Source organism: Cytophaga hutchinsonii ATCC 33406 (assembly GCF_000014145.1).
Lineage (GTDB): Bacteria > Bacteroidota > Bacteroidia > Cytophagales > Cytophagaceae > Cytophaga > Cytophaga hutchinsonii.
Window position 1 is genome coordinate 1,390,232 of record NC_008255.1, and the last position, 17,029, is coordinate 1,407,260.

The 17,029-nt window shown below is 40.2% G+C and carries 9 protein-coding genes; 1 reads left to right on the forward strand and 8 read right to left on the reverse strand.

The genetic code is table 11. The annotated features are described in order from the left end of the window. Window positions 1–37 precede the first annotated feature (37 nt). On the forward strand, window positions 38–4,306 hold the full coding sequence (locus CHU_RS05900; RefSeq protein ID WP_041932224.1) for a CHAT domain-containing protein: 4,269 nt from the start codon (window positions 38–40) through the stop codon (window positions 4,304–4,306). A 106-nt stretch (window positions 4,307–4,412) separates the two neighbouring features. On the opposite strand, the gene CHU_RS05905 is transcribed toward CHU_RS05900, so the two are convergent. The 8 genes from CHU_RS05905 to CHU_RS05940 form a co-directional block, all read right to left on the reverse strand. Next, on the reverse strand, window positions 4,413–6,074 hold the full coding sequence (locus tag CHU_RS05905) for a PAS domain-containing sensor histidine kinase (RefSeq protein ID WP_011584603.1): 1,662 nt from the start codon (window positions 6,072–6,074) through the stop codon (window positions 4,413–4,415). Continuing rightward, the gene (locus tag CHU_RS05910; protein ID WP_011584604.1) at window positions 6,071–7,081 is read right to left on the reverse strand and encodes a SpoIIE family protein phosphatase; all 1,011 of its coding nucleotides are present in this window, start codon (window positions 7,079–7,081) and stop codon (window positions 6,071–6,073) included. Before CHU_RS05910 ends, CHU_RS05905 begins: the two co-directional genes overlap by 4 nt. Beyond that, window positions 7,074–7,499 (reverse strand): anti-sigma regulatory factor, encoded by a 426-nt coding sequence (locus CHU_RS05915; protein WP_011584605.1) that lies wholly within the window; start codon window positions 7,497–7,499, stop codon window positions 7,074–7,076. The genes CHU_RS05910 and CHU_RS05915 overlap by 8 nt, the downstream gene beginning before the upstream one ends. Next, complete coding sequence (locus tag CHU_RS05920) at window positions 7,468–7,890, reverse strand: STAS domain-containing protein (protein ID WP_011584606.1); 423 nt, start codon at window positions 7,888–7,890, stop codon at window positions 7,468–7,470. Before CHU_RS05920 ends, CHU_RS05915 begins: the two co-directional genes overlap by 32 nt. Before the next feature lie 18 nt (window positions 7,891–7,908). Beyond that, window positions 7,909–8,769, reverse strand: a complete 861-nt coding sequence (locus tag CHU_RS05925) for an STAS domain-containing protein (protein ID WP_011584607.1) — start codon at window positions 8,767–8,769, stop codon at window positions 7,909–7,911. A 6-nt stretch (window positions 8,770–8,775) separates the two neighbouring features. Next, window positions 8,776–9,177 carry a response regulator gene (locus CHU_RS05930; RefSeq protein WP_011584608.1) on the reverse strand — a complete coding sequence of 134 codons (402 nt, stop codon included), beginning with the start codon at window positions 9,175–9,177 and terminating at the stop codon, window positions 8,776–8,778. A 650-nt stretch (window positions 9,178–9,827) separates the two neighbouring features. Continuing rightward, on the reverse strand, window positions 9,828–14,801 hold the full coding sequence (locus CHU_RS05935) for a sugar-binding protein (protein WP_011584609.1): 4,974 nt from the start codon (window positions 14,799–14,801) through the stop codon (window positions 9,828–9,830). A 136-nt stretch (window positions 14,802–14,937) separates the two neighbouring features. Beyond that, entirely contained in the window at window positions 14,938–16,890 is a 1,953-nt protein-coding gene (locus CHU_RS05940; RefSeq protein ID WP_011584610.1) for a sensor histidine kinase, read from the reverse strand. Window positions 16,891–17,029 lie beyond the last annotated feature (139 nt).

The following is a 17,029-nucleotide window of genomic DNA, read 5'->3' on the forward strand; positions in this document are numbered from 1 at the left end:
TTTTAAGAACTTACAAACTATAAATAAACGATCGATCATGAAATCCTTTTTTAAGAACATTCTATTGTCCATTAGTTTGGTATGCTGTTCATTTCTTGCTCTTGCAGGCGATGAAGCATTTGAAACTTCTTTTAAGAAAATTGAAACCTATTACGAAAAAGGAGATTATAAATTAGGCATCCGTTCCGCAGGAATATTAATAAACAGCATGACCAGTTCCGGCAAAGCAGGTTCACTGGTGCTGGCCCGTGCATACTTTTTATATGCAAAAGGTTCGGAGCTGGATGGTAATTTTAAAGCGTATGAAGAATACATGTTTAAAGGCGACCGCGAACTGCAGAAGTCTTCAAAGGATGATGTATACCAGTATGCAAAGTCTGTGAATTATGCCATTGATACTTATTTGTCTTACGGAGATTATGTAAACGCGTCAAAATATTTAGGGGATATCTATGGTATCATTGCTAAAGGCGGGTTGAGCGATTCGGGTTTATATTATGATTTGAAAAAAAGTTCGGTGATCACTTTTTATCGCCAGGGTTTTTATATCAAAGCACAAAAAGGTTTAACGGAAATTATTGCGTTCAGAAAAAGAAACATTGTAACAAGTGAATTAAAAACTGATCCGAAAACCGGTAAACAAAAAGTAGTTAAAGTTTCCGGTATGGACCTGATCCTGCGTAAACGTGCGTATGCGCGTATGCTGAACATGCAGGCAGAGATGTATCTGGATAACGGCAATTATAAATCTACCGATTCGATCCTGAACCTGACCAGCGAATGGATAAAGAAAAATGTTGGAACGAAAGATCTGTGTTATGTCGAAAATCTCTTTTATAAAGGACGGCTGGCAGAAACAGTAGGTACAAAAAAAGAAGCAAACCGGTTATACGACCTGGCGTATAACACACTGTTAAAAACAAAGTACGGCAGATACAGGAATTACAGCCGGGAAGCCATTATGATTTTTGAATACCTGATCCCGACATACCGTGTAACCAGCCAGAGCAGCGATTTCAGAACCAAGTCTGAAATGTTTGACGTACGTGTTACACGCTATTATGGAAAAGATAATTACTACTACAGCAAAGTCATTTTCCTGGAAATTCAGGATCGGTTTTTATCAGAGGACTGGAACGGCGCAGTAAAAAATATTGATAAGATTTTAAACAAAGAAGGCATGATTCCGAAGGTTCACCTGGATCGTGCGTTCCTGCTGAAAATATTAGCCGATGCGTATATTGAATTAGATCGTTACGATGAAGCAGAAGCAGCCATTGAACAGGCTACTCAGATTAAATTAGCCCTGCTGGGTGAAGCATCTCCGAATTATCACATGCAGCTGCTGGACCGTGCCACGTATTATGTAACGTATACGGATAAATTTAAAAAAGCAGAAGAGACATATAAATATAGCTTGAATCAGGTGGTAAGTAAAGAACTTGATCATCAGCACAAACAATATGTAACCTACCTGTATCAGGAAGCAAAGCTTTTTGAATTGACAGACCGTTTTGATGAAGCACAGAAAATTGCCGCTGAAGCTACTGCTATTGTTGTGGCACGATATGGCAAGTTGAGTGTGAACTATGGAACTGCTTTGCAGACACAGGCAAACCTGGATATCTCTCAGGGGAATTACGGCGACGCAGAATTGAAACTGGCAGAAGCATTGGCATTGTTCAAAAAATTTGCAACCGATAAAGATAATTTAGAATACGCAAAAGTGCTGGAAACGCAGGCGCGTTTATTTATTATCGAAGGCTTGTATGAAGATGCGGAGAAAAACCTGAAGAAGGCATATAAGCTGTCAAAGAAAACACTTAAGTCGTCTAAACTGTCGTCCTCTATCGAAGAGCTTGCAATTCTATACATTCATATCGGAAAGTATCAGGAAACGGAAGATGGTTTAATAAAATCCATTCAATTACGAGAAAAACGTTTTGGTATTGATAACAGAAGTTTGATCAATCCACTGAATCAGATTGGGTTTCTGTATTTCATTAAAGGAGATTATGCCCGTGCTGAAAAGTATGCAACACGCTCCATGACCATTTGTAAAAATACATTCGGTACGAACTCGATCCGTTATGCAGAAGCAATGAAACTGTATGCCGATATACATACAGCTATTGGTGATTATAACACGGCTCAGGTAACCATATTAAATGTAATTGATATTTATAAAAAATTATATGGCGAAGATCACATTCAGGTAGCATTGGCCAAAAATGATCTGGCGCTGATCAAGTATTATAACAAAGGAGATAAGAATGAAATTGAAAAACTGTTTCTTTCTTCTTTGAAAACCATTAAAACGGAACTGAATGAAAATACGCCCATTTATGCAGAAGTGTTAAAGAACCTGTCGCTGTTTTACCTGGAGACGGGTAAAGAAGATAAGGCAGATGTAAATCTGGAAGCCGCAAATAAAATCTGGGTTGAAAAATTTGGTACTGCAGACAGACATGCGGCAGATTATAATTACCTGAAAGGGTTGATCTATTACAGAAGAGGCAAATATGTAGATGCCAATATGTCTTTCATTAAATCAAAAGATATTTATTCTTCTTCATTCAGTACAAGCCATCCGGATTATACAAAAGCTCTTTGTAAAAGCGGACAAATGTATTTCATCCTGAAAGATTATGACAACGCTGTTAAGTCGTACGATGAAGCGATTAAAGGATACCTGAATTTTATTTCCGTTCAGTTCCCTGCATTAAGTGAACGTGAAAAGATGAAAGCCTGGAGTGTAATTAAAACCGATTTTGAGTTTTACTATTCAATGGCTTATCAATTACGTGCCGACCGTCCGGATCTGATGGGGAATGTGTACAATATGACCATTTCAACAAAAGCATTGATGCTGAATTCATCCATTAAAGTGCGTCAGCGCATTTTAAACAGCGGAAATCAAAGTATGATTGATGCGTATCAAAACTGGATCGGTAAAAAAGAATATTTTTCAACCGTATTGTCCATGAGTAATACGCAGATTCAGGAAAACGCCATTAATAAGGTTGAACTTCAAAAGGAGATTGAATCTCTGGAAAAATATCTTTCTGAATCTTCTGAATTATTTGCACAGAGTTATGAAAGCAAACTGGTATATGACTGGAAACAGTTGAAAGGTATGCTGGCTCCGAATGAAGCGGCCGTTGAGATGATCCGTTTCAGATACTTTACAACAAAGTTTACAGATACCATTGTGTATGCTGCATTGGTGCTGCATAAAGAAACGAAAAATTCTCCTGAAATTGTTGCGATGACAAACGGTAAGGAAATGGAAAGCCGTAATGTTAAATATTACCGTAACTGTATGAAGTTTAATATTGAAGATAAATTTTCATACGATGTATACTGGAAGAATATTCAGGCTTTGATACCCGCAGCCAAAACACGTTTATATATTTCTCCTGAAGGAGTGTATAATCAGATCAATCTTGAAACATTAAAAGGGCCGGATGGAAAATATCAGCTGGAGAAATATCAGTTTGTGCAGGTTGCCAATACAAAAGATATCCTGGTGGATGGTTATAAAAAGCAGCGTAAAACAGCGTCCGGTGAAACGGCCACTAAAGTAAAAGAATCAAACATTGTACTGGTAGGTAATCCAACGTATTATCCGGCTGCGTTGTCGGAAGATTATGATAAGACCATACCGCAGCTTCCCGGTGCTGAAAAAGAAGTAAAAGATATTAGTGTATTGCTGAAGCAAAACAATATTTCATCTGAACTGATTATGGAAAGCGCAGCAACAGAAGATAAAATCAAATCATTAAAGAGTCCGCGTTTCTTTCACATTGCCACACACGGTTATTTCCTGCCCGATATTCAGCAGTCTGGTTTTGATTCGGAACTCGAAAATGAATCTTCACAAAACCCGCTCTATCGTTCAGGTTTACTCGTTGCGAATGGCGGTACATTATTAAACGACCCCGACAATGTTGATTTTAACAGTGAAGATGGTTTACTGACTGCGTATGAAGCAATGAACCTCGACTTTGATAATACAGAACTTGTTTTGTTAAGTGCCTGTGAAACCGGTCTGGGTGATGTACAATTGGGTGAAGGCGTATACGGGTTACAGCGATCGTTTATTGTAGCAGGTTCTAAAAACCTTGTGATGAGTTTGTTTAAAGTATCCGATGAAGTAACCGGCGATCTGTTAAATCAGTTTTATACCAATTGGGTAAAAACAGGAAATAAACGTCAGTCGTTATACGATGCCAAAGTATATATTCTGAAAAAATACCAGCAGCCGATCTATTGGGGGGCATTTGTACTGGTTGGTTTGGATTAACGTAGGGGCGAATTGCATTCGCCCGTGATGGCATTCGCCCGTGATGGCATTCGCCCGTGTATATTGCATTCGTCCGTGTGTGTTGAGGGGCGAATGCAATTCGCCCCTACGCCACTGGCAGGATTACGTTAAAGGCTGTACCTGCACCCGGTTCGCTGGTTACAGTTATCAGGCCATGATGGTTGTCAACAATCTTTTTACAAAGTGCCAGTCCGATACCTGTTCCTTCGTATTTGTCTTTTGAATTCAGACGTTTAAAAATCGTAAAGATCTGCTTGGCATGCTTTTGATCAAAGCCAATGCCATTGTCTTTAAAAACAAGTTCGATGTATGCCTGTCCGGAAGACAGTTCCGTATTGCCGGTTACTTCATCATCCGTGAGATTACGGCAGGAAATAGTTAACAGCGGTTTCTCCGTACTGAATTTAAGCGCATTGTTTATAAGGTTATAGAACAGCTGATACAGTTGCTGTTCAATACCATTGATCACAGGTAGTGGTGTAGATTTGATTATTGCACCTTTTTCTTCTATAATTAATTCTACATCTGTTTTAACATGCTCCAGTACGTTTTGAAGGTTTGTTTCAACAAATGTATTTGCGCTTTGTGATAAACGTGAATAATTTAAAACATCTTTAATCAAACCACTCATACGTGAAGCCGCAGAATCTATTTTATCCAGGTATTTTTTTGAACGTTCCTTATCCGTAATATTTAGTTCAAGCAGTTCTGTAAAGCTTTGTATTTTTCGTAAAGGTTCCTGCAAATCATGACTGGCAATGTATGCAAACTGTTCAAGATCGTGGTTCGATTTGTTTAATTCATGAACTTTTTCTTCCAGCTTGCCCTGATAATTTAACAATTGCTTTTGAATGCTCTTCAGTTCAACATTGTTTTTTAATGTTTCTTCAACTACTTTCTGTGCATGTATGTCAACAAAGAAACCTGTCCAGCTGGTAATCTGGTTCAGATCATTTTTTACAGGCACAAGCGAGATCAAATGCCACAGCGCTGACTCTGCTGTTTTTGATTTTAGTTTTGCCTGCGCACGGAAATGTGTTTGATTCGTTTGAGCCTTTTCCCACTCATCACGTACCTGCTTTGTATCGCTGCTATTTACCAGGCTGGTCCATTCTGTTTTTCCACTCTGAATTTCCAGCATTCCAAAATAATCTTTGAGCCATTTATTTGCATAGGTGAGGTATCCGCCGCCATTAGCTGTAAACATCATTAAAGGAAGCGTCTCCGTGAGCATTTTATATTGTACTTCACTGTCTTTAAGCTTTTCAGAAACTTCCAGCAACTGAATATTCTTTTTGCGCAGTTCATCGTAGGGAGATAACGGCAGTTCTCTTTTAAAATAATTGATAAACGACTGCATGCGCGTATCATTGATCAGCCCGCTGAAGTTGATCTTTTGAGTCAGTATCACTTCTGTGGTATCTTTTTGCCTGTCAATTTTGAGCGTGTCAATTAATCTCTGTGCATACTTGATAGCTTCAGAATGTTTTCGTTCAAATGTATCGTTGGTTTGCAAAACGGCAACCAGTTCCTTTCGGTTGTTGGGTAATACATGAATTGAAAGTGTAAGGCTGGAACGGTTGAATTCATCGCCGATCAGACAGCGTGATATTTCCGATACAGCTGTTGCAAAAGATGTCTGTACGAGTACCGAAAGCCCGCATAGCTCGGCGAGTTTCATACTGCGTTTGTGTGAAAGGATCAGATCCATTTCATTTTCAAGATTTATCTTTACAATTTCAATCATAAAACTTTCACAATTAATACAGTCATATCATCTGTACGGCGTGCATGATCTTTGTAGATTGCTGCAGCCAGAATCATCGGGTCATATTTTAAAATAGAGGGGTAGTGCAGCAGATCCCATCGTGTCTTAATACCGTCTGAGCATAAAATCAACTGCTGAAATTTTTCCATCTCATAGCGGTTTTTCTCTATGCGGGTGGGAATATTCAAACCAATAATACCGTTGTAGCTGCTGTAGTTTTTATATTCAAGCCCGCGCTGCAAACGTACAGCAATATTGCCGATGCCGCTGATCAGCCATTCTTTTGTCCGGTGGTCCAGTATACCAATAGTTGCTACCAATCCACGCGTCTTTTTTACGGCTGCATGAATTTCACGGATGATATCTGAAGGGTCTGAATAATTCGTGTTGTTGAACGTGCTGATTGCAGCGTCTACGGCTTCTTTTGCAAATTCCCCGTGTCCCAGTCCATCACCGGTAAACACTAGTGTTTTTTCTCCTGCCTTTCTGATAGCAGTTCCGTCACCGGAAACTTTTTCTCCGGGCAGCGCAACATTGATGCACCGAACCAGTGTATTGCCAGGAGAAATTTTAGTGGAATTCAATGAGCCTGAAAACTGCGAATAAAGAATGGTTCCCCAATCCGGCTGTGAATAAATCTGCGAAAAATCGCTCAGCCGCTGAATGGAACCTATGCCATGCCCCAGCGTACTTTTACTGGAAATGCCGTCTTTCATGGAATGAGAGATATCTTTAATTCCGGTTCCATTATCAATACAGATAACTTCAAAAAAAGGCTCGTTATCCGGCATGCTTAATCTGTAGAGCAATTCTCCACGCGTAGCGTACTTAATCAGATTGGAAACCATTTCGGATACAACAATATCAATTTCTCCGGTACGTTGTTCTGTAAAATGCGGGCGTACTAAATTGTGTATTTCTCTTTTAATAAACGATGCATAACTTCGTTCCTCTATAATATAACTTTGAAACAATATGTTATCCATTTTTCCATTTAATTACCGTTACCGTAGTACCCACGCCTACTTCAGATGTAATGTTAAATTCATTCATCAGCCGCTTTGTGCCCGGTAAACCAAGCCCCATGCTCTTGCCGGTCGTAAATCCATCTGTCATGGCTTTATTAATATCCGGTATGCCCGGTCCTTTATCTTCAAAGATCAATCGGATTCCTGTATCGCGGCCCTTACTTACAATTTCAATCCGCACAATACCGCCGTTTCCGTATTTAAGCATGTTCCGGACAAGCTCACTGGCACCGGTAATAAGTTTGGTTTGATTTAAGAGGCTCATGCCGATTTTTACAGCATGCTCTTTAACCCTGCTTCTGAAGGGTACAACATCCGTTTCACGAAAGACATTTATGGAGTCTTTATTCAGGACTATCGGTGTCATTGTTGTCATCGTTGTCATATTCTTCTTCCTGATCTTCTTCTTCAAGAAGGATTTTTGACCTCAACAATTCCATTCCTCTTTCAACATTCAAAGCTGTATACACACCTTTTAACGGCAATCCCAATTCTACCAGGGTTATTGCTACCGCGGGCTGCATACCAACCACTACCGTATCGGCATCCATGATTTTAGACATGGTAGCAATGTTTCCCAGAATCCGGCCCATAAAAGAATCAATGATAGAAACGGAGGAAACATCTATAAGTACACCTTTTGCATTTGTCTTGCTGACCATATTAACCAGATCAGCTTCCAGATTTTCTGCCAGCTGATCGTACAGATCCACTTGTATTGTCACCAAAAGAAAGTGACCCATTCTTAAAATAGGTATTTTTTCCATGTTCAGTGTTAAAAGGTATTATACTGTTTTATTACGTTGTTTTTTATTTACTTCAAGATTAAGCATCACAAAGGCAGTTTTAAGTGCGCTTGCCAATGTAGCCTTTGTAATAATCGTTGAAAGGTCAATGCCTAAATGTACCACGGTTTGCGCGATCTCCGGACGGATACCGCTGATAATACATTCCGCGCCCATCAGCCGTGTAGCACTTACTGTTTTAATCAAATGCTGAGCAACAAGTGAATCTACTGCTGGTACACCTGAAATATCTAATATTGCAATGCTGCTTCCGGTATCAACAATTTCCTGTAAAAGACTTTCCATAACTACCTGCGTACGTGAACTGTCCAGGGTGCCGATAATCGGAAGGGCAAGAATGCCATCCCATACACGTATTACCGGTGTGGAGATCTGTGTGATCTCATCCGTCTGGCGGAAGATCACATCTTCACGTCCTTTGATAAAGGTTTCAAATGTGCTGATCGTAAAGCTATCCAGCAGTTTATTGATTGCCATGCTTTGCGTATACAAAACTGAAGAGTCTTTTATCTCTTCGTTCAGCACAGAAAGCAATGCCTCTTTTAAACTATATACATAGAAACCTGTCTCACGGGGCGAATAGCCTTGTTTGGCACGTGATATGGAAATGGATGAAAGAATATCAAGCACATTTTCAAAATCTCTTGAATCAGGATTTTCAATATTATTGTCTGTGAGGTTATCAATAAATGTATACAATAATTCTTCTGATTGAACACGTAAATCTTCATTTGTAATCAGGTCATTGTTTAAGCCTTGATCCTGCGATTGTATGGTTATCCATTTTTCCAGAATAACTTGTTTTTTCTTCTGGAAAATTTTGATTGATTCGTTTTTCATTAGATGTTATATTTTGGGAGACAAATGATTGGATAAAAACGTATTCAGCGATTTTACTAATTCGCTTGTTTTGGTTGGTTTTGTAATAAAGTCTATTGCGCCTAATTTTTTTGTTTCTTCCCGGTCATACGGATCGCTGGAAGTAGAAAAAATGATTACAGGGATGTGGGAAAAAACGCGGTCTTTTTTTAATTCCATCAGGCATTCACGCCCGGACATACCGGGCATGTTCAGATCCAGGAAGATATAATCCGGCTGTGGACCGTTTTTTAACAAATGGAGCGCATCATAGCCACTTTCAACGCCCGTATATCCAATATTTCTATTGATGTCTTCTAATGCAAACTGGAAAAATTCCCTGTCATCTTCATCGTCGTCAATCAGTAGGAAATGTATTTCTTTAGACATGTAGTACTATTCAATAAAATGATTTTTCAGTTGAATTCTCTATGAAGTTACTCTAAAAATATGGTATTGCATAAAAAATATAATAATATGGAGAGCGTGAAAAAATGATATATATCACTTTTTAAAATTAAGTATCTGTTTTTTAGTGTTTTAATTTACTATTTTTTGTAATGTATGTAACCATAAATTGCATGAAACATATAATAAAAGCGTGTTTAAACATGGATTAGTGATATTGAATGAAAAGCCTATGTTTTTCCAATTCAAAAAACAGAAGTGTACCGCACACATTTACGGATGCGGGCAGAATAGATAATTAAGGCATGGGTATGTATCAAAAGGGTATGAATACAGTACGGCAACAGTATGAAGAGAGTACGAGGGGAGTATGAAGACAGTACGAAGAGAGTACGGGGACAGTACGGAGGGAGTATGGGGACAGCATAGAAATGCCATAGAAATACCATAGAATACGTATGGCGCACGTATGCTTACAGTACGAAAAGAGTGTACATATGGTACGGCAGAAGTATGAAATAGTTGACGCCTGCAGCCTATACCATGTCAGTCGAAATAAAAGAGCGTCCGCTTCAGCTGTGTGAAACGGACGCTCTGAGTTATAAAGAAAGGTGCACAAAGGTGCACTTGAATTACCGCGCGATATAAAATTTATAGTTGTCGCCGGTTGCTGTATGGATGATATACAGACCGTTTTCCAATGTGCTGGTTTCAATGCGTTCAGCATCACTGAATGACAGTACCAGGGCGCCTTTGGCATCATATACGGTGCCGCTTATCTCTTTAGAGAAGTATAAGATTGTTTGTGTAACCGGGTTCGGAAACAGAACAAATGCCTGTTGGCTTAATACACCTGTTACATCCGTTGGTATACACGTACCTTCTGCAATACCGCAGCCACAGGTACCTGGTTCGGTTTTGTTTGCATCTGCCGGACAAAGATCTCCGGCTACAGATACATACCCATTGGGTTGTGTACACGAAGAAATTGTTTCACCTGCAACTCCCATACCGTCTCCGTCAGTATCTGCATACCAGGTAACCGAATTAACAACCGTGAGGCTCTTCGGTTCAGATGTTTTTTTGCAATTCTGACTGCTGGTTACTTCTACATAATACGGCCCTCCTGTGCTGGCAAGATAGGTAGCAGTTGTTGCACCGGCAATAATACCATTGCTGTTATACCACTGGTAGGAAGCACCTGTGCTGGAGGTAAGCTCAAGTGTGCTGCCTGAACAGAATGATGTGGAAGGAACCGTTACTTCAGCAACCGGTAAGCTGTTTTCTGTCAATACCACAGGTGCAGATGTTTTCTTACAGCCGTTTGCGCTGCTGATTTCAACCGTATAAGAACCTGCCGTACCGGTAACCAATGTTGAAGCTGTCGCATTGGCGATAGGTGTATTGGCAAGCATCCATTTATAGGTTTGGCCATTGCTGGACGTTAACGTAACGGTACCGTTTGTACAGAAAGAAGTAGCCGTTGAGGTAACGGTAACGGTTGGTAACGGATTTTCTGTTATTGTTACTGCTGTTGCATTCTTTTTACAGCCGTTTGTATTGGTTGCTTCAACATAATAACTGCCGCCTGTTTTAACTTTGTACATATTTGCCGAAGCACCTGAAATCAATGCGGAATTTTTGAACCACTTATATGTTAACCCGGTTGCAGGAGTTGCAGTTAATGTAGTAGAATCTCCTGTACAAATACCAAATACCGGGGCCGCAACACTTATAACCGGTAATGCGTTTTCTGTAATGGAAACGGCAGCCGATAGTTTTTTACATGCAGCTGCATTGTTTACTTCAACCGTATAGGAGCCAGCTGTTTTTACTTTGTATGTACTCTGTGTTGCACCGCTTACTGCGGCAGCATTTTTATACCACTGGTAACTGGCATTTCCTGCCGTAGCCGTTAACGTGATTGAATCTCCTGTACATAGCGCAGATGCCGAATTGGTAATGACAGCTGTTGGTAAGGCATTTTCAGTAATTGTTATCGGTGTAGAAACCTTTTTACATGCACTTGTATTTTGCGCTTCAACCGTATACACACCTGCTGCTTTTGCTTTATAGCTGTTAGAGGTAGCTCCGGCTATAAGCGTATTATTGTTATACCATGCATAGGTTAAGCCTGTTGCCGGATTCGCGGTAATTAAAATAGAATCACCGGTACACAGGGCTGTTTTAGGAGACGTAATTGTTATGGTTGGAGGGGTAGCCTGTGTAATTAATACGGCACTGGATGTTTTAAAGCATCCGGATGCATTTGTTACCTGTACGGTATATGCACCATTTGTAGCTACAGGATATGTTGCAGCAGTTGCACCTGGAATAAGTACAGCATCTTTATACCATTTGTAGGTAAAGCCTGAACCTGAATTGGCAGATAAGGTCAATGAAGAACCTGTGCAATATACGGTACCCGGAGATGTAATGGCAGCGTTGCAATTTGCTGCGTAAGAAACTACCAGCATAGGACCTTTCGCTGCCGGGTTTTCTTTTGACTGGAAGATAACACGCTTCGCATTGTCGTTTGGTGTTACTAATACTACTGTAACTAAATTCTGGCCGGCAGCAACTTTAGCTTTGATAAGTGCTGTAAGGTCTAAATAAAAAAACTGATCCGCAGGACTTAAGTTTGTTACCGTTACAGAATCATATTTTACATTTAACCGTTCCGGTTTTGTATTCCAGGTAACCGCATTTTCTGTCCATAAATTGCTTGCCCCTTCATACGCAATTACTTTAATGCTGTTTGCGCCTACTTCATTTGAAAGACCTCCGTATAATTTTAATTTGACAGAAGAAATATCCGTAGCGCTTCCTAACAGATTGTTCAGGTTAAACATGAGATACGATTGTCTGTTCGGTGTTGCAGAATAGTTTTTCACCACCAGATCATTTGGTGTAGATGCACCATAAGCAATGTTGGCATTGGTACCATCATAGCTGGTGTATTGTGCAAAGGCATCATGAATAGGAGAGATGCTGTCTTTTATTACCTGTGTCTCCTGGAATAAGGCTGTAAAGCTTGTGTCTTTACCGGCAGTAGCATAAGACTGATTTGCCGTGCCGCCGTGAGACCAGCCTGTAAAGCTGTATACTTTTCCCTGATAGGATTGTGTAAGCACCACGTCTAAGGTACGTACTACACCAACAACGCTTTGCTGTGTGTTTGGTGTTACCACCGGCTCATCATCCAGTTTTACGGTTAAACCTGCCGGAACTGTTTTTAGGGTAATCTTTTTCAGCGTTGGCAATAAGTTTACAAAAGCTGTATCGGTTAATCCGCCTGCATCTTTTACAACTACATATATTTTATAATAGATGTCGGTGTCTGTATGGCCGGTTGTAGGAATGGTAGCCGTGAAGTTTTTAACACCGTTTGATGGTAAGCCATCGTGAATGTGTGTGTTGTGGTGTAAATCAAAGTGCCAGGAGAAGGCACTTGCAGGCAATAAACCATCCTGTACATCGGTTGCCGTTGCTACAAAATTGAATACCTGTCCGCCAACAAATAAGGAGTTGTTTGCCGGTGCAGTTGTGAACGTAACGGTAGGCTTGCTGTTAAACGCTGTAACCGTTAATGTTGCAGCACTGCTGGTATCGGAACCATACGTGTTGGTTATGATGACACGGTAAGCACCCGCATCGCCTGCTGCTACAGCAGCGATTTTAAAAGTTGAATCTACAGCGCCGGGAATATCTACGCCATTTTTTTGCCACCTGTATGTAAACGGTTTAACACCTGCTGCACTTACTTTAAAGGTTGCCGGCTGGCTGGCTGCTACCGTTTGCGATGCAGGATTCTGAAGAATGTCGGGAATGGAACTTCCTGAATAAACGACTTTATATAATGCCGCAGGGCTTCTTGTTAAATAATACAGGTTACCATCTGCAGCAACGTCAACCGCTACCGGGTAACTGCCGATTACGTTGTCAATGAAACGTTCTGTTTTTAATCCCGTTACAGGGTCCATAACATCCATCCATTCACCGCAATAATCCATAAAGAAATATTTACCAATATATTTAGATGGGTAGTTTGTAGATGCAGGATTAAAGAAGCACCCCCCAGTGATGGCACAGCCATTCACATTGCTCGCGCCGTGATTGTATGTATATACAGGGTTTGCGTAAGTAGTAATCGTTGTTACTCCTTCCACATTCGGCCAGCCAAAGTTTTTATTGGCTACCGTACCATCGTTGATTTCTTCCCAGGCATCCTGGCCAACATCATTGATGAATAGTTTTCCCGTTTCCGGTTGTATATCAAACGTAAATGGGTTACGTAAGCCGTATTGCCAGATTTTTCTTTTTGAAAGATTTGCATCTGTAGCATATGGGTTGTCAGAAGGGATCGTTCCATCGGCATTCAAACGCAGTAGTTTTCCATGCGTAACAGTTAAATTCTGCGCATTGGCAGGTGTTGCATTTTCACCGGTTGCGATATAGAGCTTGCCATCAAGGCCAAAATGCAGGGCGCCGCCGTTGTGATTGGATGCTGTTGATAACGGATCGAGGTCTGTAACAAGTGTTTCGGAAGCAGGGTCAATGACATCTCCAGTCATTTTAAACCGGCTTACTTTATTGTGCGTGCCGCCAACACTCGTGGTATAAAAAATATAGATATACCCGTTTGCCGCAAAATTCGGGTCTGAGGTAATACCTATCAAACCGCGTTCAGTATAATCACCGCCGGATGCATCAACGGTGATGGCTAAAGCATTTCCCGAAAGTAAGGCTCCGTTCTTAACAATCTTTACTGTACCCGCCTGCTGGCCGATCAGGATACGTCCATCCGGAAGCATCGTCATAACGGTAGGGTTGGTAAGACCTGTATTATTAACTAAAATCTGGCTGAACGTAGGTGTTAATGTTTCAACTAATTCTAAGTTGCCAAATACAGTTGCATTTTGATAGGCAACATTTTTATTTGTTCCCGGAACATCTTCTGAACCGATAAAACTTTGTCTGGTAGTACCGCCATCATTATCACAATAGGCCATGGCAAAGCCCATTTGCTTTCCTAACGTTAAGGTAGCTTTTGGGTTTGATGTTCCGTTCGCATATATATAGGCATCTGTATATACATCAAAAGCAGCTTCCCAGGTATAGGTTGTTCCGCTCTTTGTTCTGGATACTGTCGCGTGTGCATTGAATAATCGTGGTGAGCCAAGATCTGAATCAACAATATCACCTAACGTAGATACGTGGTAGGCAAATGCATTGTAATTATTTTCGTGTTCTCCGCCTGAATGATTTTCATCCAGAAATATTTCCCAGGTATCATCTTCCCAGTAATTTGAAAGCGGGTTTGCATAGTTATCATTTAGTACATCATCTGTGATCTCCGCCAATATGAATAATTTATTTGCGTTCCAGGTTACTTTAAATTTACCCGTAAAATCTGCCGCCGAAGGCTGCACGCCCAACCAAAGATAACTTACATCATACCAGGTTGCTGAACTCCAGCAGGCATCATTGCCATTACCATCAATGGTAGGAGCTGTTTGGGCACGCGGGGCCTGATAGTTATTTCCATTGCCTGCAAATGCAAGAACAGAAAGAAAGAAGCTGAAAACTGTAAATACGTGTTTCATCGAGTATGTGTATATTTGTCAGTAAGTTAAGAAAAAGTTGGATAATTTTAATAAATCACATTTAAATTATTACGAACAACCCGCAAATAAGTAAACGGTATGGGCGAATTGCATTCCCCATACATGCAAAGCGAATTCAATTCACTCCCAACGCGTTGGGAATTTCGATTACGAAAATGGTTTCGTTTGCTGGATTGGCTGTATGAGTTACAGTACCATTTATTTTTTCAATGAATGTTTTTACAATGTACAAGCCAAGGCCGGTACCTGAAACACCTTCTTTTGTATTCTCCCTGAAAAACATATCAAAAATATGCTGAGAATTGACCGGGTTTATCCCGATTCCATTGTCGGTAAATGTCAGGGTCGCTTTTTTGCTGCTGCTATCAATCTGTATATACAGGGTTGATGAAATGCCCTGTTCATGGCGGTACTTAACGGCGTTTTCAATAATATTTGAAATGGCAGGATATAAAATGTTTTTATAGGAATAAAATTCCCCTTCCTGTTCAATGTCTACCTGAATACTTGTTTTTTCAAACTCATTCAGGTAGCGCAGGTTTTCAATGACTTCTGCAAGCAGTTTTCTGAAATTAATGGAAGAAAGATCTTCGGTATCAAATTGTTTTGCGTTGGAGAGTTGAAGGAAATTGGATGTGATCTTATCAAGTTTTGTGGCGCTGCTCTGGATCATACGAAAATAATTCTCCCGGTCAGTATGATCGATCAAACCTAAATTAGCAAGCCCCATGATTGATTTTAACGGACCTTTTACATCGTGTGAAAGCCTGTAAAATAAGGTGTCGAGCTCGTTTACCTTTTCATTTATAATAGTATTCTGAATCTGCAGAATGGCGGTACGTTCCTGTACTTTTTCCTCCAGTAATTTATTGATATTTTCCGTGACAGTTTTTTCCTGAATAATTATGCGTAACCACGCACCCAATGAAAGGGAAAGGAAAAGAATTTCAAGCACGGCTCCAAAGTTTAATGAGTATGCAGTAAATATATTCGATTCAACGATGCAGGCAACACGCAGTGAATTAATGATAAATGATATGAGCAGAATGGAAAAACCTAAGGTGAAATATAAGGCCGGCTTGAAACCTTTGCTGTAAGAATAAATTGCTGTAAGATAAGCTACAATAAACGGAATGTAATCGTAGTACATCACAAGCGACAACAACAAATCATTTTCTTTGGGAAGAAAAGCACCCACTATACGCAGTACAATCCATATCATCATTGCTTTCCATACCAATGGAAGGCGTTTCTTAATATCTAAAAACTCGCAAAAGTATAAGGTATAAGGTATCAGCATGAGCAGGCGCGAAATGGAAATGGAATAGGCGTTTATGATGGGCATATCTGACCACAGGTATTGAAAGCCTGTGCCATCCTGACACATAAAAAAAATGCCGAAGCCTGTAAGGAAAAGCGAATAATACAGGAATACTAATTTACGGAACGAAAGCAGCATCAGTAAACTGAATAATGCTACAATACCAATGGTTCCATAAAAAATACCCAGCAGAAAATACTCACCTATCGCGTAGGTAGTGAAAGCATCAAACCGACGGATGAATAATTCAAAGCTGGCAGGTTGTTTGGTTTTTATGCGCAGGTAGCAAATGATGGAATCACGGTCATTTGGTAACAGGAATTCAAAGTTTTTATGGCCAACAGATCGCTGCTTAAACGCATACATATCACCTTCTACTACTTCTGTAAAGCCGGAGTCGGTTTGAAGAAAACAGGAGATTTCGTTTATTCTGAAATTAAATGATTCAATAAGCCATTGCTGGCTTTTATCTGTATGGTTTATAATTCTCAGTTTTAACCAGTAAGCCGCTTGTCTGTTGGTATTGCGCAGCATGGTTTCGCCTGTTGCTTTAAACTTTGCAGCAAAAAGCGGGGAAGATACCTGATCTATGGTATAAGAAGCCGCTGGGTCCTGCAGCTGTTCTACAAACTGAGGCTGGATCTCATATTGTTTTTGATCGTTATTAAGGGTGATGGTATATTCTGCTTGTGCTGTCAGATTCCATACAAAAATAGCTGTAAATACGGCTACAAGACTTTTTATCATACCTAATTATATCCCTTACATAGCCTGCGTAAAAGAGTCGTTTATTTTGTGATACGCAGTTATATAATAATACTCATTATTATTTATATTCTCAAAAAATGGAGGGTAAATAAGTAGGGGCGAGGTTTACCCTCGCCCG